15 protein-coding genes, 1 tRNA gene and 3 pseudogenes are annotated in these 18,980 nt (G+C 43.9%); 8 read left to right on the top strand and 11 right to left on the bottom strand.

What is annotated here, in order from left to right:
* Positions 1 to 32: 32 nt before the first annotated feature.
* The 4 genes from dld to AK966_RS07350 all read right to left on the bottom strand — a co-directional run bounded on the left by dld (position 33) and on the right by AK966_RS07350 (position 5,455).
* Positions 33 to 1,739 carry a D-lactate dehydrogenase gene (dld, locus tag AK966_RS07365; RefSeq protein WP_119463847.1) on the bottom strand — a complete coding sequence of 569 codons (1,707 nt, stop codon included), beginning with the start codon at positions 1,737 to 1,739 and terminating at the stop codon, positions 33 to 35.
* Positions 1,740 to 2,092: 353 nt separating this feature from the next.
* A tRNA-Cys gene (locus AK966_RS07360) sits at positions 2,093 to 2,166 on the bottom strand.
* Positions 2,167 to 2,329: 163 nt separating this feature from the next.
* Positions 2,330 to 3,784, bottom strand: a complete 1,455-nt coding sequence (gene viaA, locus AK966_RS07355) for an ATPase RavA stimulator ViaA (protein ID WP_119463846.1) — start codon at positions 3,782 to 3,784, stop codon at positions 2,330 to 2,332.
* A 9-nt stretch (positions 3,785 to 3,793) separates the two neighbouring features.
* Positions 3,794 to 5,455 (bottom strand): ATPase RavA domain-containing protein, encoded by a 1,662-nt coding sequence (locus AK966_RS07350; protein WP_119463845.1) that lies wholly within the window; start codon positions 5,453 to 5,455, stop codon positions 3,794 to 3,796.
* A 271-nt stretch (positions 5,456 to 5,726) separates the two neighbouring features.
* Between AK966_RS07350 and AK966_RS07345 the strand changes: the two genes are divergently transcribed.
* The 5 genes from AK966_RS07345 to AK966_RS07325 all read left to right on the top strand — a co-directional run bounded on the left by AK966_RS07345 (position 5,727) and on the right by AK966_RS07325 (position 10,616).
* A complete protein-coding gene (locus AK966_RS07345) occupies positions 5,727 to 6,242 on the top strand; it encodes an NUDIX hydrolase (protein WP_172438028.1) in 516 nt (171 codons plus the stop codon).
* A 24-nt stretch (positions 6,243 to 6,266) separates the two neighbouring features.
* Positions 6,267 to 7,271, top strand: coding sequence for a low-specificity L-threonine aldolase (gene ltaE / locus AK966_RS07340; protein WP_099077815.1), 1,005 nt, complete (start codon positions 6,267 to 6,269; stop codon positions 7,269 to 7,271).
* An 80-nt stretch (positions 7,272 to 7,351) separates the two neighbouring features.
* A complete protein-coding gene (locus AK966_RS07335) occupies positions 7,352 to 7,678 on the top strand; it encodes a cytochrome c (protein WP_119463843.1) in 327 nt (108 codons plus the stop codon).
* A 230-nt stretch (positions 7,679 to 7,908) separates the two neighbouring features.
* Positions 7,909 to 9,441 (top strand): putative basic amino acid antiporter YfcC, encoded by a 1,533-nt coding sequence (gene yfcC, locus AK966_RS07330; protein ID WP_119463842.1) that lies wholly within the window; start codon positions 7,909 to 7,911, stop codon positions 9,439 to 9,441.
* Between the two features lie 179 nt (positions 9,442 to 9,620).
* Positions 9,621 to 10,616 (top strand): succinylglutamate desuccinylase/aspartoacylase family protein, encoded by a 996-nt coding sequence (locus tag AK966_RS07325; RefSeq protein ID WP_119463841.1) that lies wholly within the window; start codon positions 9,621 to 9,623, stop codon positions 10,614 to 10,616.
* Positions 10,617 to 10,753: 137 nt separating this feature from the next.
* On the opposite strand, the pseudogene AK966_RS07320 reads toward AK966_RS07325, so the two are convergent.
* Positions 10,754 to 10,882: pseudogene (locus tag AK966_RS07320) on the bottom strand (MFS transporter); the annotation flags it as partial.
* Between AK966_RS07320 and AK966_RS07315 the strand changes: the two are divergent.
* Positions 10,873 to 11,074: pseudogene (locus AK966_RS07315) on the top strand (helix-turn-helix domain-containing protein); the annotation flags it as partial. The pseudogenes AK966_RS07320 and AK966_RS07315 overlap by 10 nt on opposite strands.
* A gap of 316 nt (positions 11,075 to 11,390) precedes the next feature.
* Complete coding sequence (locus tag AK966_RS07310; protein WP_253252637.1) at positions 11,391 to 11,771, top strand: DUF4345 domain-containing protein; 381 nt, start codon at positions 11,391 to 11,393, stop codon at positions 11,769 to 11,771.
* A gap of 269 nt (positions 11,772 to 12,040) precedes the next feature.
* Here AK966_RS07310 and AK966_RS07305 read toward each other — a convergent pair whose 3' ends face one another.
* The 5 genes from AK966_RS07305 to AK966_RS07285 all read right to left on the bottom strand — a co-directional run bounded on the left by AK966_RS07305 (position 12,041) and on the right by AK966_RS07285 (position 14,851).
* Positions 12,041 to 12,772 (bottom strand): RluA family pseudouridine synthase, encoded by a 732-nt coding sequence (locus AK966_RS07305; RefSeq protein ID WP_119463840.1) that lies wholly within the window; start codon positions 12,770 to 12,772, stop codon positions 12,041 to 12,043.
* A gap of 181 nt (positions 12,773 to 12,953) precedes the next feature.
* The gene (locus tag AK966_RS07300; protein ID WP_119463839.1) at positions 12,954 to 13,247 is read right to left on the bottom strand and encodes a SemiSWEET transporter; all 294 of its coding nucleotides are present in this window, start codon (positions 13,245 to 13,247) and stop codon (positions 12,954 to 12,956) included.
* Positions 13,248 to 13,508: 261 nt separating this feature from the next.
* Positions 13,509 to 14,045 (bottom strand): lipocalin family protein, encoded by a 537-nt coding sequence (locus tag AK966_RS07295; protein ID WP_119463838.1) that lies wholly within the window; start codon positions 14,043 to 14,045, stop codon positions 13,509 to 13,511.
* A gap of 56 nt (positions 14,046 to 14,101) precedes the next feature.
* Complete coding sequence (locus AK966_RS07290; RefSeq protein ID WP_119463837.1) at positions 14,102 to 14,629, bottom strand: histidine phosphatase family protein; 528 nt, start codon at positions 14,627 to 14,629, stop codon at positions 14,102 to 14,104.
* A 27-nt stretch (positions 14,630 to 14,656) separates the two neighbouring features.
* On the bottom strand, positions 14,657 to 14,851 hold the full coding sequence (locus AK966_RS07285; RefSeq protein WP_119463836.1) for a hypothetical protein: 195 nt from the start codon (positions 14,849 to 14,851) through the stop codon (positions 14,657 to 14,659).
* 608 nt (positions 14,852 to 15,459) lie between these two features.
* On the opposite strand from AK966_RS07285, the pseudogene AK966_RS07280 reads away from it, so the two are divergent.
* Positions 15,460 to 15,835: pseudogene (locus AK966_RS07280) on the top strand (cystatin domain-containing protein).
* Between the two features lie 80 nt (positions 15,836 to 15,915).
* Here the strand turns inward: AK966_RS07280 and AK966_RS07275 are convergent.
* Complete coding sequence (locus tag AK966_RS07275; RefSeq protein ID WP_119463835.1) at positions 15,916 to 18,972, bottom strand: AAA family ATPase; 3,057 nt, start codon at positions 18,970 to 18,972, stop codon at positions 15,916 to 15,918.
* Between the last annotated feature and the right edge of the window lie 8 nt (positions 18,973 to 18,980).

Genomic DNA, 18,980 nt, shown 5'->3' with positions numbered 1-18,980 from the left:
AATATCGTCGCACATGAGTAAACATCGTAAGCTTATGCACAACAATTGCAATTGCGCTTGTAGCGGTCCATCATCCCTATTCCTGGGTTGAACATATTGGTTGGATCCAATTCATAGTAAAACGCCTGCAAACTGTTTTCTGCTTCATACAGATGACCAACATTATGTTCCGCGGGATATTTCGCTCCACGTGTATTTAGGTGCTCTAACATCAGCTTCTTCATACGTTTGGTATCTGTTCCTTTTTTAAAAATATAATCTTGATGGAACACATAACACATGAAATGCCCATAATAGAGAGACTTAACGAGGTTCTTACTTACTTCCTCAGGTAATGTTTCTAACCATTCATCATCGTTACGTCGTAACGCAATATCGAGAGCAACAATGTCTTCCACTTCCTTGCGGTGAATGGTTTCGTATCGAATCGCAGCACCTGCCGCTGCAAAACGGTGTAGATACGCTTTCTTACCCTCTTCTGGCGTACATTCGAAGAAGTCACTGTCGTGCTCAGCCGCCCAAACTTCTTTGAGGTATTTCTGCGCTTCTGCAATACCGCCATCGCTCATTTTAAGTACAAGATGGTGTTCGTACTTATCACGGTATTCCAACATGCGCTTAGGAAGATGCTGCGGAAATAACTTGCTCGCGTAGTAGAGAAGAGTATCTGGCAGGTATTTACTGACTAAAGGTACACGCTCTAAGAAGTTTTCAACCTTGGCTTTTAGCGAGAACATCTTAGGCAGATTGTCCGTGCCTAACAAATCGATAGAAAGGAACACGTCTTTACCGTATTTCTCCGCCATGTTGAAGATGTCACGGTGAAGGTACTCACCCATTTCTGGCAAGTTGTCAAACTGTGTAAGGAAGTCTTTTCTCAGCTTGGTAAGTTTATCTGGATCGTTAGTACCTAAATAGAACACCTGCTCTTTCTCTGGGATTGGATAGCTGTCGACTCGAACCGCAAACACACCCAGTTTACCCGCACAGCCGCTCGCCTCGTACAGACGACGCTCGTCGGCATTAAAGCGCGATGGAATATCAGAAGTCACATCGCGGACACGTTCGTCGTACTCTTTGTCTGATGCCATGCGCTCATCATGAATCACTTTATCTGGATCAAAGTTACCATCTTGGATGTTTTGTAGGATCTCTTCTGGTGTTGAGCCTAAGCCTTCAATACCGAGGTGGTTAACAAGGTTAAGCTTACCGTCTTTGTCGACTTGAGCGAATATCGCCAACTCTGTATACGCAGGACCACGCTTTATTAAAGCACCACCTGAATTGTTTGCGATTCCCCCCACTACCGTCGCTCCTAACGAAGACGAGCCAATCACAGAGTGTGGTGCGCGATTCACTGCTTTTAATTGCGTTTCTAATGAATGCAGACTCGCTCCCGGCAAACAAACGGCTTGTTTACCTCCATCCAACAAGTAAATTTGTTTGATTCTCGTAATATTAATTATCACAACATCGCGATCATAATCGTTCCCACTTGGCGCAGATCCTTCGGTAAGACCCGTCTTAGCCGCCTGCATGATGACGATGCAGTTAGTTTCAACGCACCGTTTAATGACCTCCCACTGCTCAAGGAGAGTTCTTGGAAATACAACAGCAAGCGCTGTACCACTGCCTGAACGAAAACCCGAGCGATAGTACTTAGTTTTAGTTTGATCGCTAAGTACATGGTCGTCCCCTACGATCGTTTTAAAATCTTCAATCAACTGCTTCTGTTTCATATCCTTATTACTCGCTTAGCCTTGTTGGGATCGCTCAACATGCAACAATATCAAATCACAAGGTTAACAAATGTGCACCAAATCGAGTTTTCTTACAAAGTAAGCGTTCAGAGATCGCTCAGGAAAAAGAGTTAGAGCATAAATTGAAGCGAGAATGGCTTAGATTACAGAGGTTGACCATACATAACGATAATTATGCGTTCTTAGCCAAGCTGAGATTAATCAAGAAAAGAAGAATGGAAGCAAATTGAAGTCGTCATTGCTGAACTTAAGACACAAAAAAACCAGCTTGAGCTGGTTTGATGTTGATGCGTTTGCATCAAGATATCGCTGTTGCCATATCTACGAATTGATGGAGGCGCCTCCCGGAGTCGAACCGAGGTCCACGGATTTGCAATCCGCTGCATGGCCACTCTGCCAAGGCGCCTTTATTGTCAACGCTTTGAAGACTGTGCCCCGCTGCGTTGGTTGCTACTTTACGGATTAAAGAAAGATAGTCAAACAAAAATCTGTCACTTTACGTGCGTTTGCTTTGTTTTGAATCAAATGGCTGAAGATTTGATCTATTTTGAGTAAAAAACAGGGGGACGTTAATGACTCACTACACGATTAAACAAACGCCCAACCACGTTTGGATGATAAGACCAAGTATGATCAAACATCGCCATCAACGCCGGGTTACCATATTTAGATAAACTAATCGCATGGAAACGGTTCTTCTTCGCTTTCAATGCATCCACTTTAGCAAGTAGCTCATCTTGCTGTTTTGGTGCAATGAAATCCGATATCACCACCATATCCGCGTTTTTGTATTTGTCGCTGTTCATCAAATCGATGGATTTAATCAACGTCGGTTCCAAATCCGTACCACCATGGAAGCTGTAGGTTAAAAAGTCGGCTGCTTCGCGCAAACCATCCTGACGAGTTAGCTCGTAAGTAATGTGCTCAGTAGAAAAAATGATCACGTAGCAATCACGCTGCTCCGCCAGAGCGATTTGCATTAATGCGTACGCCATAGCTTTAGCACATTGTTCAGGGAAGCCACTCATTGAACCTGACGCATCGACACAAACGATAAACGGCCCTTTTTCGACGTTCACCGCTTTGTGATCTGGTTTGTGCGCTTTGACTTTGCGTAGCGTGCGAGATTTGCCTTGCGTGCGGTAGTTCATCAAGCGTTTATCAACCAAATGCTTGTAGAACACCACTTCCAGTTCTGGGTACGCCAAAAACATGGTTTCGTTCGGTAGTAACTTATTTAGATCGTCACTTTCATGGATACCGACGATGTCGTCCGTCGCTTCGTCACTTTTTTCCTCGACCATTTGCAGCTCTTCTGCGGGTGCACGGTTGAGGTCTGGATCATTCACCTGCCCTGCCATACGGCCAAGCTGCTCAGCGATTTCTTGTAAACCTTTGTGTTTTTTGAGGAACTCTGCATGACGCTTCATCACCGTTAAGTCGGTTTTGCTTAACTTCGCTGACGCCATATCCCACAATCGCCCTACGCTTTCTTCATCGCCCGACTCGGTCACTTTATCCATGCTGCGCATGGTCTCCATTCTCTGATAAAGATCGTTCAGAACCTTCTCTTTGTTCTCTTCGAGTTCAGACACTTGTGCTTGTTTGATCGCTTCTGCAAGACTTTGATACCACTGGTCACAGAAGTAATGGGGGAACATTGGGTTATTCACGCCCTTGTTCTTCTCCATCATGCGGCGAGCCTGCATGTAAAAGGCAGAATGCCATTCTAATTTTTTGATGACATCATCAATGCGCTCGAAAAACTCGTTCTCACTCCAGTAAATCACTTCTTGGTAGAGCGCAATCTCTTGCTGGAAACGCTCCGTTTCACAGACTTTCGTCATGCGCTTTTTCACATTACCGCGCCATTTAAGAAGATGGTTTTTAACCGATGATTTCATACTTCGATTTTCGGCCAACATCATCACTTGAGATCGGGCCATTAAATCGTTAACCGCGCTATCAATAATGCCGGAATCAGCCACCATAAGCGCTAAATTGAGTCCGTCTGCACCTAACATGTCGTCTCCTTAAGAGAAAAACTGATGTAAGTTTTTGAAGCGTTGAATGATCTTCTCGCTTTCACCTTGAATAGACTCGAGCCTCTGGCTAACCTGCTGCAGACTCGATTCCATTAAACGTGGTAGTTCTGGATCCACAAAACTATGAGGTAGTGCACCATGGAAGTTGGCTTTTACCTTGCGCATGTGATGTTCAGCATCACTTAACTGGCTAACGGCTTTTTCACTTTGCGCTAACCATTTTTGGTATAGCTCAATATCTAGACCTTGTTGTGTCACCAAGCTCACCAACACACCGCGGTTTGCGATATCTCGGATCACGAGATTGTTTGCCGCATCCACGTCGAAACGCAGACGGCACATATTGGTATTTTGGTTTACGTAGCCGTACACATCGCCATGACCTTCTTTGATCACTCTATCTAGCTCGTCTTTTGGCACGTATACCCAACGGCTGTCGCCCTTCTCTGATTCGGAAACCGACATGTTGCTTTGCAGAATAACCAACTTAACCAGATTCACCGCCGCGCCAACTTTGTAACTCTTGGCTTTAGACGTATCAAAGCTCATGCTCTCTTTACGAAGAAGGCCCGTCGCCGCTTCAGTGTTTAACGTCATTCGGTAAGTGTCTTCCAATTCATGCTGAACATCGACAAGAGATTCACGACAGTATTCGATTTCTTGCTCGGCTTCTTGTTGGTCAAAAGCGTATTTCAGAGCAAACTCTTGGATCACGCTGCAAACAACATCGCGCGATTCGGGGCTGTTCCACAAACAGTCTTGCAGCAAAAGTAGATCTAATGGATTAATTTCGTCACGGCCATTAAAGAACGCACTCGCCTTCAACAATTTAACCGCTTTCTTCCAACGACGGTCAGAAACATACATATCTGTTAGAGCAGGATCGCCGAATTCAGATTCGACTCTGCTCTCTAGCATTGATTTCAGTTGGTATAGTTTTTCAAATGCGTTATCTGGCAGCGTCAGCTTGTCCAGTTGCAGCTGCCAGCGGTGGTACTCTTCATCTGTGATTGCAAGACCTTCTGGCACTTGCGCTTCTTGAGCCGTACCGACGGTCAGCATCGATTTGAAATTCTGTTTATCTTGAATACGATTGACAAACACACGCACGAGCATACGGTCGTATAGTGCGTCTAAGCCACTGTCTTCATCCGGTAACTCGTTAGAAGCAGAAACCAATAATCGCATTGGTACACGCTCAATATCACTGCCGTTTTTGAAGGTTTTCTCATTCACGACAGTCAGCAACGTGTTTAAAATTGCAGGCCCTGCTTTCCAGATCTCATCTAAGAAAACCACTTGCGCCGTTGGCAGATACCCTTTTGTTAGACGAACGTAACGTCCATTGTCTTTCAATTCTTGGATACTTAATGGACCAAACACTTCTTCAGGTGTTGAGAAACGAGTCATGAGGTATTCGAAATAACTGCTATTGTCAAAAGCTTGGATAAGACGTTTAGCGATTAAGCTTTTTGCAATGCCTGGAGGACCTAAAAGGAAGACACTCTCACCTGCCAATGCTGCAAGGAGGCAGAGTTTAATAGTGTGTTCACGTTCATAAACACCATCAGTCAATGCTTTAGCCAGCTTATTGATGCGCTCTGAAAGTAATGCTTTTTCGGCATTTGATGCAAAAGAAGGTTGTATCATATGAACTCCGGCTGCTGCATTGAGAGTGTATGTTTAATTTTATACATTTGTTATCACTTTGTTACAAGTGTATTTTTTTGTGAACCTCTCTTATACCAGATGCTTTTTGCAGGCGCGCGCGAGCAACCAAAGTTTTCATTTATGAGATATAAATCACTGAATGTATAGCCACATCAATAGTATGCAACCATATTCTTCTTTAGTTTCTCCGGATTTGTGGTTAATGTGCAAAAGACATCAATACGTGGTTACCGCTAGGATTCACAACTGCATGAGTAATACAATTCATAAATGGAAGCAGATTTCTTTAATTGAAGAACAAGTTGAACTTCCTACTGGTCGGATGATCACACATACCACTATCCAACACCCCGGTGCTGCCGTTATCTTACCTATTACATCAGATGGCTACATCGTTCTTGTTAATCAATTCCGCCCCTCTCTTAACAAATGGCTGCTTGAATTGCCTGCTGGTACGCGTGAAGGTGATGAAGATCCGTTGCATTGTGCCCAAAGGGAATTAGAGGAAGAAACAGGATACAGCGCTGACAAGTTCACATCGCTTGGTCAAGTGACTCCGCTTGCTGGTTTCTGTGATGAAATCCAGTACTTGTTTGTTGCCGAACAGCTGAACAAGACCAATCGATACGAGTGTGATGATGACGAAGTGATTGAAGTAGTGACATTGTCACGAGAAGAGCTCGAACAACAAATTATTCAAGGCATTGTTACTGATGCCAAAACTATCGCTTGCCTAAGCAAAGCTCGTCTTTGCGGTTATATTTAGGTCTTTTCGACCGAGGAGAGAATTATGGACTTTCGTTCTGATACCGTTACGCAACCAACCCAAGCCATGCGGGAAGCCATGTTTACCGCGCCTGTCGGCGATGACGTATACGGCGATGACCCTACCGTAAATGAATTAGAACAATTTGCAGCCGAGCTTGCGGGTTTTGAAGCGGCGATGTTCACCACTTCTGGTACACAAGCTAACTTACTTGGCTTAATGGCGCACTGTGAACGCGGTGACGAATACCTATGTGGTCAGCAAGCACACAACTACAAGTACGAAGCTGGTGGCGCTGCGGTACTCGGCTCTATTCAACCTCAACCGATTGAAAACAACCCAGACGGCACTCTGCCATTCGATAAACTAGAAGCAGCGATTAAACCAGATGATGCACACTTTGCGCGTACTCGCCTACTAAGCTTAGAGAACACCATCAACGGTAAAGTGATTCCTCTTTCTTACCTTGCACAAGCTCGCGAATTTGTAAACAAACATAACTTACAGATGCACCTTGATGGCGCTCGTGTGTTTAACGCAGCCGTTGCACTTGATGTTCCTGTAAAAGAGATCGGTCAGTATTTTGATTCGATGACGATCTGTCTGTCGAAAGGTCTTGCTGCCCCTGTAGGTTCATTATTGCTTGGCAGCAAAGAGTACATCGCTAAAGCACGTCGCCTAAGAAAGATGGTCGGCGGTGGCATGCGCCAAGCAGGGATTCTTGCTGCAGCGGGCAAACTGGCGCTTACTGAACAGGTTGAACAGTTAAAACAAGACCACATCAACGCAAAAATGCTGGCTGAAGGCTTAGCTGAATTGCCTGGTTTTTCGGTAAACCCTGAATTTGTTCAAACCAACATCGTATTTGCAAAGCTTGAACCTGAAGTAGACATCGTTGGCATTGCTGAAAAAATGAAAGAGCAAGGCATTACAATCACACCAGCAAATCCAATTCGCTTCGTGACACACAAAGATATTTCGGCACAAGACATCGATATCTTCCTATCTAGCCTTAAATCTCTACTTTAACTTGATTTTGATCATTGAGCTTCCCCTTAGGGGAAGCTTTATTATATCTCGATCCCCGTAATTTAATTCGAGAACACTCCATGCTTAGATACGTATTTTTGACGTCTCTTCTTCTTTCTTCCTCTATTATGGCTAAACCTTTCGGGGATGCCGATAAAGGCAAAGTAAAATCACCAAACTGCGTGTATTGCCATGGTGCTAACGGCATGACCAATAACGACACTTACCCTAATCTTGCCGGACAAAATGCCAAATACCTCTATGATTCAATGAAAGCTTATCAAAATGGACTGCGCACAGGTCCATTAGCAGAAATGATGGCAGCACAGTTAAAAGTGCTGAATGACGACGATCTACGCGACGTCGCGGCATTCTATGCAAGCCAACCCGTTCAATTTGCCAAATAGCACGCATAAACTGAATAAATAACCTGAGCTCGCATATTTATGCGAGCTTTTTCCTGCCCAAAAACACAACAAATCTTCAATACATTTAACCAATAAAACACTGATTTATAATTTAAGGCTCTCCAGATCAAATTATTGATGAATTTATAGTTCACAAACTCAGTTATTATTGACTTTTTATTCTAATTTATCGATATTTCATGCTTTCCACATTCAACGTGAAATAGGTTATGTCTCACACACACGCTCAGCCATCGGAATCGGCGGCAACACCAAAATCATGGCAGATGCCTGATACTCTCATTTTAATCTTCATTGTTGGTATCTTTGCTGCGATTCTTACCTACTTAATCCCTGCTGGTCAATTCGATAGCCAACAAGTAACTTACATGGTCGATGGTACAGAAAAAACACGCACCGTTATCGACCCTGCATCTTTCGCGTATGCTACCAACGAGAACGGTGAACTGGTGTACAACACCGTTGGCCTTTTCGCCTCTGGCGGTGGCATTGGTCTAATGAACTTCCCATTTGAAGGCTTAGTTTCGGGCTCTAAATGGGGCAGCGCAATCGGCGTAATTATGTTCATGCTGGTTATCGGTGGCGCATTTGGCGTTGTAATGCGCACTGGCACAATCGATAACGGTATCTTACGCCTTATCGACAAAACGAAAGGCAACGAAGCGTTATTCATTCCTGTTCTGTTCTTGCTGTTCTCTTTAGGCGGCGCAGTATTTGGTATGGGTGAAGAGGCCGTCGCGTTTGCCATTATCATTGCACCACTGATGGTTCGCCTCGGTTACGATGGTATCACAACCGTCATGGTGACCTATGTTGCGACTCAGATTGGTTTCGCAACATCTTGGATGAACCCATTCTCAGTGGCAATTGCACAAGGCATCGCGGGGATTCCTGTCCTTTCTGGCATGACGGTACGCATGGGTCTATGGGCTGGCTTTACATTAATTGGTATTGCTTTCACCATACTTTATGCATCTCGCATTAAAGCGAACCCAGAGCTTTCTTACAGTCGTCGTACCGATAAATACTTCCGTCAACAAGAGCTAAGCAACCACGACTCACGTTGGAACCTAGGTGATACGCTAGTGATCCTTACGGTTGTCGCAACAACAGTATGGGTGGTTTGGGGCGTAGTGGCTAATGCATGGTACATTCCAGAAATCGCTTCTCAATTCTTCACTATGGGCTTTGTGGTTGCGATTATCGGTACTCTTTTCCGTCTGAACGGCATGACACTAAACTGCGCGGCTGACGCATTCAAAGAAGGTGCGGCAATCATGCTAGCTCCTGCTCTTTTGGTTGGTTGTGCAAAAGGGGTTTTGCTTATCCTAGGTGGTGGCACCACAGATGAAGCAAGTGTACTTAACTCCATCCTAAACAGTGCAGGTAATGCAATCAGTGGTCTTCCAGACGTTGCGGCTGCGTGGTTAATGTATGTTTTCCAGTCAGTATTCAACTTCTTCGTGACTTCAGGTTCTGGTCAAGCAGCGCTAACAATGCCTTTACTGTCTCCTCTTGCAGACATTGCAGGTATCACTCGTCAAGTTGCGGTACTTGCTTTCCAACTTGGTGATGGTTTAACAAACATCATCGTACCGACTTCAGCATCTCTAATGGCAACGCTAGGTGTGTGTCGTATTGACTGGGGTGACTGGGCGAAATTCTGCTGGCGCTTTATGCTATTACTCTTTACCCTATCGAGCATCGTCGTTATCGTAGCTCACATGATGGGTTTTGCGTAAACTAAATACTTTTTAGTGAAAAGGCGAGACGGGTTCTCGCCTTTTATATTTCAAGCCAATTGGTATATACCGAAGTAGCCACAAAATGTGCCGTTCTGCAAGAATGCACCGTATTTTGTCGTTTGACGTTACTTGGGTATAGACATCAACATCGATGTTTTTTTGGAGTATCCGCTTTAATGGCAACACAATTTTTGGATGACGTCATTCAAGGTCATCACGTCATTCAATCTCTCGACGTAACAGACCTTCCGGCGGGCGAACACAAATTCTGGTTCCGCATCGCAACCAATGCCCTTTCTCAATGGCAACATTTGCCTGTATTGGTATTTAAAGGTGAGAAACCGGGTAAGAAAATCATGATCACCGCCGGTGTTCATGGTGACGAATACAACGGCGTTTTAGCGGCGCAAAAGACCGCACGTGAACTGATTGGTAAAGAATTCGCAGGTACGGTGACTATCGTCCCGACTATCAACCTGACTGGTATGTTAAACCACAGCCGTGATTTCTACTCAGCGGATCCTGATTGCTCTCCAGCTAACCTAAACCGCTTTTTCCCAGGTGACGTTAACGGCAACGAAGCAAGTCGCTACTTATTTGCATTGTGGAATAACCTGCTGAAATATAATGCAGAACTGGCGATTGATTTACACACACAAACCAGCGGCACCGTTTACCCGCTTTATGTATTTGCTGATTTTCGTATTGAACAATCGCTTGAAATGGCTCGCCTAATAAATCCAGACGCCATCCTTAACGATCCAGGCGATGCCGGTGTGTTAGAAACGGTGTGGAACAACAACGGCATCCCTAGCATCACGATTGAAGTCGGTATGGGGCGTTACACTGAGCAAGAACTGATCGACCGCACAGTAACAGGCATCTTAAACATTCTAAAATGCAACGGTGTGATTTCTGGTGAGCCAGAAACACTAACGCCTTGTATCGAGGGCAATGACGTTGTTAGCATCCGAGCGGAACTGGGTGGCTTTGTTCTTCCTCAAGTTAAAATGATGGATACCGTTGAACAAGGTCAATTAGTCGCGATTCAATACGACAGCTTTGGCGATGAGATCCAACGCTACACCGCACCAACAAGTGGTACTGTATTAAGTCACAACATCGAATCGATTCGTGCGCCAGGCTCTTTAGTGGTTCGACTAATTAAATAGCTATTTTGCGTTGAATATTTTTTAGCCCTACCAATTTTGTAGGGCTTTTTATCTCTGGTTTATTTCACTTTGTGTGACATTGTCACTAAACACACTAGCAATGCCATCACAACAAACAACATTGGAACTAAGAACCAGATAGCAATCAATGTTGATACACCGTAAACCAATAACCCTAACAGTATGGTTGGCCTTCTGCCCAATTTGTCCGCCAATATTCCCCACTCCACGACACCAATGGCGAACGCCGAAAAATAGATCGACAAAAGCAGCAACCGGCATGTCCTATCAGGATTGGCCGTTTATTCAAAGCGATAGAACTGTTGTGTGAAGAACGACAAGTCAGTGATGTGGCCCATTGCTTGATGTTTTCATCCGACAGCGCATTCATTGCGTTCTTCAAAAAACAAACCGGACAGACACCACTAAGTTTTATGAAACATCGAACCTTACTATAAATTTGGCCTGAACGTGAGTGACTAAGGTTTCAATGCAAAGCATTTACTGCCCAGCTGGATGGTTCATCTGCATCTCTATCATACAGCAATCAAGCATTTCAGGCTGCCTAACTCGTTTCAGCCCCATTCTAAGCTAGAGTTGTGCCGTGTCTCCTTTTAATGTGCGGTGATTTGGCCTATTTTTTCTTATGGTACAAAGTGTTTATCGACTTGGTGACGACTCAGATAGATAGTTTATGAGCTATTTGAGCGTTATAAGCATAGCCTGAATAATGTTAGTGTTAGGCTTCATTGAGTAATTGGGATGGAATCAAAAATGAAACACATAAAGAAGAAGTTTTTGATATTCGCTTTTTTTGCGGTTGTTCCTATCGCTTTAGCTTACGGCATTTATCCCGATTGGTTTGCATTTACACTTTTAGGTATAGAAACACTCGATAACAATATCGCCCATATTCTAAGGGCAGTTATGTGTCTTTACCTAGGCTTAGGCTTATTTTGGCTATATTCAGCCTTTAATGAGAGCTATAGAAATCCAGCATTAGTTACCATCATAGTGTTTACAGGTAGCCTTGTTATTGGACGGCTAATAAGCTTGTATGCAGATGGGCAACCCGCTCCAATTCTCATCTTATACATCGGTCTAGAGCTTGTTCTTGTACCCGTGGCATTTTGGGTTTTGCGTATGCCCGAATGATAAGTTTACAGACAAGATTAAATCACTAATGTAGTGGCTGATGAACTTGGCCTCGACATTAGTGATTTTGTTAAACAGCGACTAATCCGCTGACTGCTAATTTAGAGAAAGCAATAACTCATTTTTGTCCAACAGTAAGCTTGAAAGCAAGCAACGACAATAACTCCGAAAGTGCTTGTTTACATTTGGAGCGTAATCAAACGTAACGGAGTGTCAGCGCCGATGTAGAAATCTCGCCGTCATGATTCTCGAAGCTAAGCTCTTATTGCTTAAAATGGATTTGGGCTATGACCATGGATAGGCTCGCCAGTGGTTGGGTGAGTAAAGTAAATATCGCTGGCATGGAGCATTAAGCGCCGTGAGGTGTCACTTCGCTCTGGGTGGTTATAAAGATCACAACCTAAAATGGGGTGACCAAATTCAAGGCTATGGATCCGCAGTTGGTGAGTGCGACCTGTAATGGGAGTGTATTGCATTAAAGTTCTAGGCGGATTATCCAAGCGGCTTATTACCTGATAGTCACTTATGGCACTTTTTCCCGTACAGTGACAAATCTTTACTCTTGGAAACAGAGCCTTATCTTTAGCAATCGGGGCAGATATTTGGCCACGGTCAGCTTCAACCCACCCCGCTAGCATAGCGAGATAACGTTTTTGTACTGACCTTGCCTGAAACTGTTTGTTCAGACTCTTAGAGGCGGCACTGTTAAGCCCTACCACCATGACACCAGAAGTTCCGAAATCTAGCCGATGTGGCAATTTAGCATCGACAAAAGTAGGCGTCGCTTTGTTTGCCTGGTTAGCACCTTGCCCGTTCACTAAACGATAATGCACTGAATCCCAATTAAGCAGATTCTTCCCCGATAGACTTAACAAACCACTCGGTTTATCAATCAATAAAATATCCTCATCTTGATAAAGGATCTCTACCCTAGCCTGACACTCCGGTGCCACAAAATTATCAATGATTTCACTAGTAGAAGAAGCGTCAGATTTAGACATTTAAGGGTCCTAGTGTAACAAAGAGAGAAAGTTCAAGTTATAATGGATGAGTGAAGCTGGCCATTACTTTGTCGGTAAACCGAGTGCTTTGCAATTGCAGAAGTTATCTAAAATTTGCCCACTTACTTTTACCCGTTTACAAGCCAAGTATCAAAGACAAAAATCTGCGCGCATATTTCTTCTAGAAAGTACCGCCGGTGTGAAGAATGATGCCTACCACCATGGCGACATACATCAGAAACCCTAAACAGTTTCCTACCCAAATGGTCGGATTCTTGTGATAAATGCCATAGATAGTCCACAGAAGTGCGATAAACGAATAAAGCAACCAAGTGGTGAGTGATAAGCCTAAAGCATGCTCACTGTGAGAGAAGTACAGTTTATACAACTGAGGCATTGTGGCAATTGGGCTGATTAACCCCATGACAAGCATAAGGGGTTCGAGTGCTTTTCCAATTCGTTCTAAAAATGACATTGGTTTCCTTATCCTTACTTGTTAGATTAAAAATAGTGATACGTTAAATTTGGTCACTTCGTTTTATGAGACATAACGTCATGAACAATCATGCAGACACAAACATAATCTTTACTAGTATATACGTTGTTGCATATTTCAGTTTGAAAGTAGAACTCTCCCCAAGTTAATGGACCGCAACAGGTTTGGATCCTCGTTTTGATGGCACCATGTCTCGCGTCTTTAAACGATTTTTATCGATTATTTTTTCTTCTGTGTACCTTATTGACCAAGTGTTGATTGAATTTGATCAACAAGAATTAGCTCGTCTAGTTTAAAGCCTTTTGCTTTCGCAACTTGTTTGAAGCGTTCGATGGTGGCGGCATCTACTGTTGGCGTGCGTGAAAGTAGCCACAAGTAGTCATGATTAAAGCCAGAGATAAAGGCATAGTCGTACTTCTCCCCTAGCTCAAACACGATGTAAGACGAATAGAATGGACCAAAGAATGACACTTTTAAGTGACCTGTATTTTTATCTTCAACGAAATACGCTTTGCCGTCAGCTTGCGTCCACGCTTGTTCTTCTTCTGAATAACCGCGGTTGATGACCGTTACGCCTCCGTCCTCACGAAGCTCATATTCAGCCGTCACCTTGGATAAACCACGTTCAAAGGAATGATCAAGACGCGCAATTTCATACCACTTACCTAGATATGGTCGAAGTTCGAAGTTATTAACAGGCTCAACGCCATCCGGCTTTGAAGTACAGCCAAACAGCGTCGCAAGAGATAAAAGCAGAAGTAGTTTGAGAGATTTCATTTAGCAACCTGAAAGTGAATTAGTGACTGATTTTACTATAGAAGAGAAGAAATCGATCAAACACTAATGAGTCTAAATTCTCCGCAAGACAGTCCCACCTCTTGGAAACCTTGTAGTGCTTCAAACACATTAAAGTGGCTCACGACAACAACCTTTCGATATTGGAGGTAACGCTCCAGCACCGACTCCGCTCGTGCTTTTAGCTCGTCAACATGTTCGTAGCGGGTATCAGTCATTGGAATACAAGCTTTTAACAGCTCTCGGTATTCGTACCAGCGTCGGTCTCTTTCATTCAACGTAATGTAGCCGCCCTCTTTGTCAGCGCGCCACTCTCTCAAGTCATGCTCAACAAACAATGACAAACCGCGATGACGATTGAGAATTTCTGCAGTTTGAAGAGTACGCGTATAAGGTGAGCTTATGATGATTTCAGCTTCATCGAAGATTGGATGATTGAGTTTCTCTTGCAGCACCGGCAAATAATCTCGAGAGAGTGGCGCATAGTCCTTCTCCAGTTGGGTCATTTGCCTCTCATCCGCTAACGAAAAATCTGGCACACCATGTCTTACAAATACAATGTCCATATTGTGGTGCCCGTCCTTGTTAAATTGCTATTGATAAATTGGGGTAAGTTTTAGATAAGAGTGCACTTCACCGTTTTTGTATTCGATCGCAGAATGGATAGAGGGCTCCCGATTACCAACGACTGAAAGCTCATACGCATTTTCGCCCTTGTATATCGTGATATTGAGTTCACCGCCATCAAGCTCGCGTAAGCAAAGTTGAATCCAATGAGTTGATTGCATGGTATTACCTTATTATTTTTACCATATTATCTACACCCAACAGCAGGCGATTGAAAACTGAAAGCCGATTTTCGTTAGTTTGACCGTACATATTCACGTGACTACCAACTATTCTCCAAAATCCACTTTTGTCTTTTTATAAAATCCATTGAAGCGAAAAACTCATTTGCCATATTAGGGGATGCAATGACGTAGTATATGAATCCGCGCACATATATATTATAGTAAAAGTCCACGAACTCCCTTATCGTCAGTCGCGATCTCGAATCTATAGGCCTGCGTATTATCTTTCATTTTTTGTACCCAAAAATTGAGAGGCCAGACCGTAGAATTCAACATTTCAACTTTACTTGATTTAACCACGATCCGTATCCTTTACACTGTAAACTAAAACGTAAGTACAAGTATTACGCTACCATCTCTTTATTCAAAGTACTTGCCCTCCTGTCGCATAAGAACCGAATTCACGACACTCGTACTGCTTTAAGTACAGATTTTCGACTAAACCTCAGAATTTAACTTGATTCATATAAAAAGTTGGCACAACGTAGACATTAAGCAGGAATGCCACCCTATATAATGGGCGCTTGCAGAATAGAGGTTCTTGAATGAAATTAAAAACAGTGTCAGCTTTCGCAATCTTGGTTTTGCTCGTCGGATGCCAACAAAACACTCAGGATGAAACTACACAGCCAACAACCTCGTCAGATGTATGTGATAGACAAGGAAATATGCCAGGTGGGTGGAACGAGTTCGATGCTACCCCAGACGCTCAAAAGGCTATGGCCTTTGTCCTAAAAAAAAACTCTCGCTTCGTTTAAACAGATCTTGTCCGTTCATGCACAAATTGTCAGTGGTGTGAACTACGCGATAGAGTTTGAATTGAATGACGGCTCAGTTTGGAACACGGTTATCTACCGAAACCTAGATGGTGAATATGCAATTACGCAATCACCGAATGAAGGTCGCTTCTGCGAACAGTAAGAGCTTCCGAAACTGAGCACCCAAAATCCCCGCCATTTTATACGATAATTTAGCGGGATTTTTGGTATCTGCGACACCGATTAAGAATCAAACTCCATCTGAGACTTTACAGAAACCTTGGATCCTAGTCGTGATGGTTCAACGTCAATGCGCTGCGCCATTTGCTCTTTCAGTTCAGATACGTGAGAAATCACACCAATCATACGACCCGTTTGTTGCAAGTCAACCAACGTTTGAATCGCAAGATCCAAAGACTCCGGATCTAAGCTGCCAAAACCTTCATCAATAAATAGCGTATCTAAACGAATACCGCCACTGTATGACTGAACAACGTCAGACAGACCGAGTGCTAACGCTAACGCTGCCATGAAAGATTCGCCACCTGATAACGTCGCGACATCACGTGTTTTACCTGTGTAGCTATCTTCAACCACCAAATCCAATCCTCGTCCAGCGGCACCTTTAAAACCTTCCGTTTTACGAGCCAAGATATAACGGCCTTTACTCATCAGGTTTAAACGCTGTGACGCTTGTATCAACACATCGTCTAATAACACACCAAGGACAAATCGGTGCAGACTGATACGACTGCCCGTTTTACCGCTAGCAACGTCATACAGGGTACCAAACACTTTGTATTCATCTTCTAATTTAGTGTTCTTGTCATGTAACATCACGATGTCATTGCGGACTTTCTCTAGACGTTCAAACAAAGATCGCGTGCTATCAAGCTGATTGCGCGCTTCAACGTAACCTTGCTGAACACTGTTTAACTTAACGTTAAGCCCTTCTAGATCAGGCAACGCCAAGTCTTTCAACTCTGAACTCAAGTCTGCCAAAGTTTGTTCTAGCTTGATTTGAGTCTGTTTGAACGCATCAATTTCTTGCTGCCAAACCTGCATCTCGGCTTCATCAACTTTACTTACTAGGAATTGCGCTTCATCCTCGAATGCGCTCGCCTGCAACGCTTGCTCCCAATCAGCTTTGGCTGTGTTCAAACGCTCTAGTGCCTCATTCAACCACTGTTGATGGGTTGTCAGTTGGCTTTCAATATTGGTCTTTGTCAGCACCGCTTGTTGCAAATGATTTTGTGCAGTCTCTAAGGCTGAATTTAACGCCGCAATCTGTTTTTGAATCGCAACAATATCTTGTTCAAGCACTTCAAGTGACGAGTACTTAGCATCTAACGAAGCTGAGAGTTTAGCCAGTTGCTCTTGATTCACTTTTATCGTCGATTCATTCGCTGCCATCTGGTTTTGCAGATCATTGATCTTACTTTCACCAGTGATGCAACGCTGGTTTAACTCATTGACGCTTTGTTCCAAATGAACCAAGTTAATCGAAGACAGTTGCTGTAAACGTTCGTTGAACTGCTGCATGGACGCTTGTAACATGCCTAAATCCAATGCTGCGTTTTGACCGAGTTCATCAGATAGTTGCTCAATTTGCTGCTTGTATTGTCCGATTGCGATATTGTGCTGCTCCAACTGATTGTTCAATTGGTTCAGAGCAACTTGCCCTTCTCGCTCTGTGTTCCGAGCGTTTTGAACTTGCTCTTTTGTTACCTCTTCGCCAACAAATTGAGCGGGGTGAGGATGTTCTACACTACCGCACACCGGACACATTTCACCGGCTTGTAAGCGCTGAGCCAAAACCGCAGCTTGAGCATTGTGCCAGCTTAGCTCAAGGGTATCTGCTGAGCGTTGAAGTTCTATGTATCTTGCTTTTGCTTGGTCAACCGAAGCTTGTTTGCTCGGCGTCAGCGCATCCAGTTTCGCCAGGTCTTGGTTTAAGCCATTAAGCTTCTGTAGGTCTTGCATCAAACGTTGTTGCTGTTTTATCTCCGCCTCTACGCTGCCAATACTTGCAACATCGACTCGAGCTTGATCCAGTGACTTCTGACCTTGTTGCGCCTCTAGCGTTAACTGCTCTTTCAAAGTGATATATTTCTTCAGCGTTGCTTCAAACTCAGACTTTTGCGTCAAACCCGCATTTATGGCTTTTTCTAGCTCTGATTTTTCAACCAACTTCCCTTTCATGCTTTCAAGTTGGTATTGATGCTCAGTCAGGTTTGGCAATTGCGCCGCTTGTTCTTTCGCGGTTTGCAATGCGCCTTCTTTGGCTTTTACCGCTTCATCTGCGACAGTGAGATCTTGAGAAAGCTTAGCCACCTTTTGCTCAAGCTCATGCGTTTGTTTTGAGGCGTTTTGTAACGTGACATAAGGCAACTCAATCTTGCTTGCCTTCTTCGCATTGTCTAACTGCAATTGACGAAAGGAAATAGCATCACTCTGCTGCAAATGTTGCTTCAATGCAATTTCGGCTTGCTCGCGCTTTTTAAACTCATTGCTCAATGCTTCTGCTTTTTGCAGGTCAGTTTTTACCGTGTTTAATTGCGCCAGAGATTCTTGCTCTTGCTTTTGCACGGTTTCAAATTGAACAGATAACGCTTCACGCTGCTCTGTTAACTCCGCTTCAGAAGAAACACCAGCTACCTGCAGTGCGCCTCGAATTTGGTTATCAAACTCGTCTTTGGCTTTACTAATGGCACTCGCTTTGTCTTTCAGCGCATATTCAATCTTCTTGTAAATGTCCGTTTGGAATAGCTGTCCAAAGATCTCTTCACGTTCTTTGGACGTCGCAAGTAACAACTCTCGAAACTTACCTTGTGGCAGCACCATCACTTGGCGGAACTGAGTTTCGTTTAAGCCAATAATATTGGTCACTTCCGTCTTTACTTGCGTTGTTTTGCTAGTGATGAGCTTTTCTTCGTCCGTAATCTCATACAAAGCTGCGGTATGCTTACGTACTGTCATGCCCTCACCGCGTGCCTTTGGTGCTTCTTGTTCTGGTGAGCGAATCACTCGATAAGATTTACCGTGCAAAGAGAATTCTAGTGTCACTTCGGTCAGTAACGTAGGCGCTGCCATATCACAACGCATTTGAATGCCTTGCCGCTCATTACCCGTCGTTTCACCATAAAGAGCAAAACAAATGGCATCGAGAATCGAGGTTTTACCGGAACCAGTAGGACCATTGATCAGAAACAGAGGGTTAGTACCAAGCTTGTCGAACTCGATGGTCTCTGCTTGAGCAAACGGACCAAAAGCCTGCATTGTCAGTTTAATCGGTTTCATGTTTGGTC

The organism is Vibrio sp. PID23_8 (assembly GCF_003584965.1).
Taxonomy (GTDB): domain Bacteria; phylum Pseudomonadota; class Gammaproteobacteria; order Enterobacterales; family Vibrionaceae; genus Vibrio.
This window is presented reverse-complemented; position numbering and strand designations above follow the sequence as displayed.

Coding starts and splice junctions, on each gene's coding strand:
- AK966_RS07285 (WP_119463836.1), bottom strand. CDS start 14,851: ATGCAATCAACTCATTGGATTCAACTTTGCTTACGCGAGCTTGATGGC.
- AK966_RS07300 (WP_119463839.1), bottom strand. CDS start 13,247: ATGTCATTTTTAGAACGAATTGGAAAAGCACTCGAACCCCTTATGCTT.
- AK966_RS07350 (WP_119463845.1), bottom strand. CDS start 5,455: ATGATACAACCTTCTTTTGCATCAAATGCCGAAAAAGCATTACTTTCA.
- AK966_RS07310 (WP_253252637.1), top strand. CDS start 11,391: ATGAAACACATAAAGAAGAAGTTTTTGATATTCGCTTTTTTTGCGGTT.
- yfcC (WP_119463842.1), top strand. CDS start 7,909: ATGTCTCACACACACGCTCAGCCATCGGAATCGGCGGCAACACCAAAA.
- AK966_RS07305 (WP_119463840.1), bottom strand. CDS start 12,772: ATGTCTAAATCTGACGCTTCTTCTACTAGTGAAATCATTGATAATTTT.
- AK966_RS07335 (WP_119463843.1), top strand. CDS start 7,352: ATGCTTAGATACGTATTTTTGACGTCTCTTCTTCTTTCTTCCTCTATT.
- AK966_RS07275 (WP_119463835.1), bottom strand. CDS start 18,972: ATGAAACCGATTAAACTGACAATGCAGGCTTTTGGTCCGTTTGCTCAA.
- dld (WP_119463847.1), bottom strand. CDS start 1,739: ATGAAACAGAAGCAGTTGATTGAAGATTTTAAAACGATCGTAGGGGAC.
- ltaE (WP_099077815.1), top strand. CDS start 6,267: ATGGACTTTCGTTCTGATACCGTTACGCAACCAACCCAAGCCATGCGG.
- AK966_RS07345 (WP_172438028.1), top strand. CDS start 5,727: ATGAGTAATACAATTCATAAATGGAAGCAGATTTCTTTAATTGAAGAA.
- AK966_RS07325 (WP_119463841.1), top strand. CDS start 9,621: ATGGCAACACAATTTTTGGATGACGTCATTCAAGGTCATCACGTCATT.
- viaA (WP_119463846.1), bottom strand. CDS start 3,784: ATGTTAGGTGCAGACGGACTCAATTTAGCGCTTATGGTGGCTGATTCC.
- AK966_RS07290 (WP_119463837.1), bottom strand. CDS start 14,629: ATGGACATTGTATTTGTAAGACATGGTGTGCCAGATTTTTCGTTAGCG.
- AK966_RS07295 (WP_119463838.1), bottom strand. CDS start 14,045: ATGAAATCTCTCAAACTACTTCTGCTTTTATCTCTTGCGACGCTGTTT.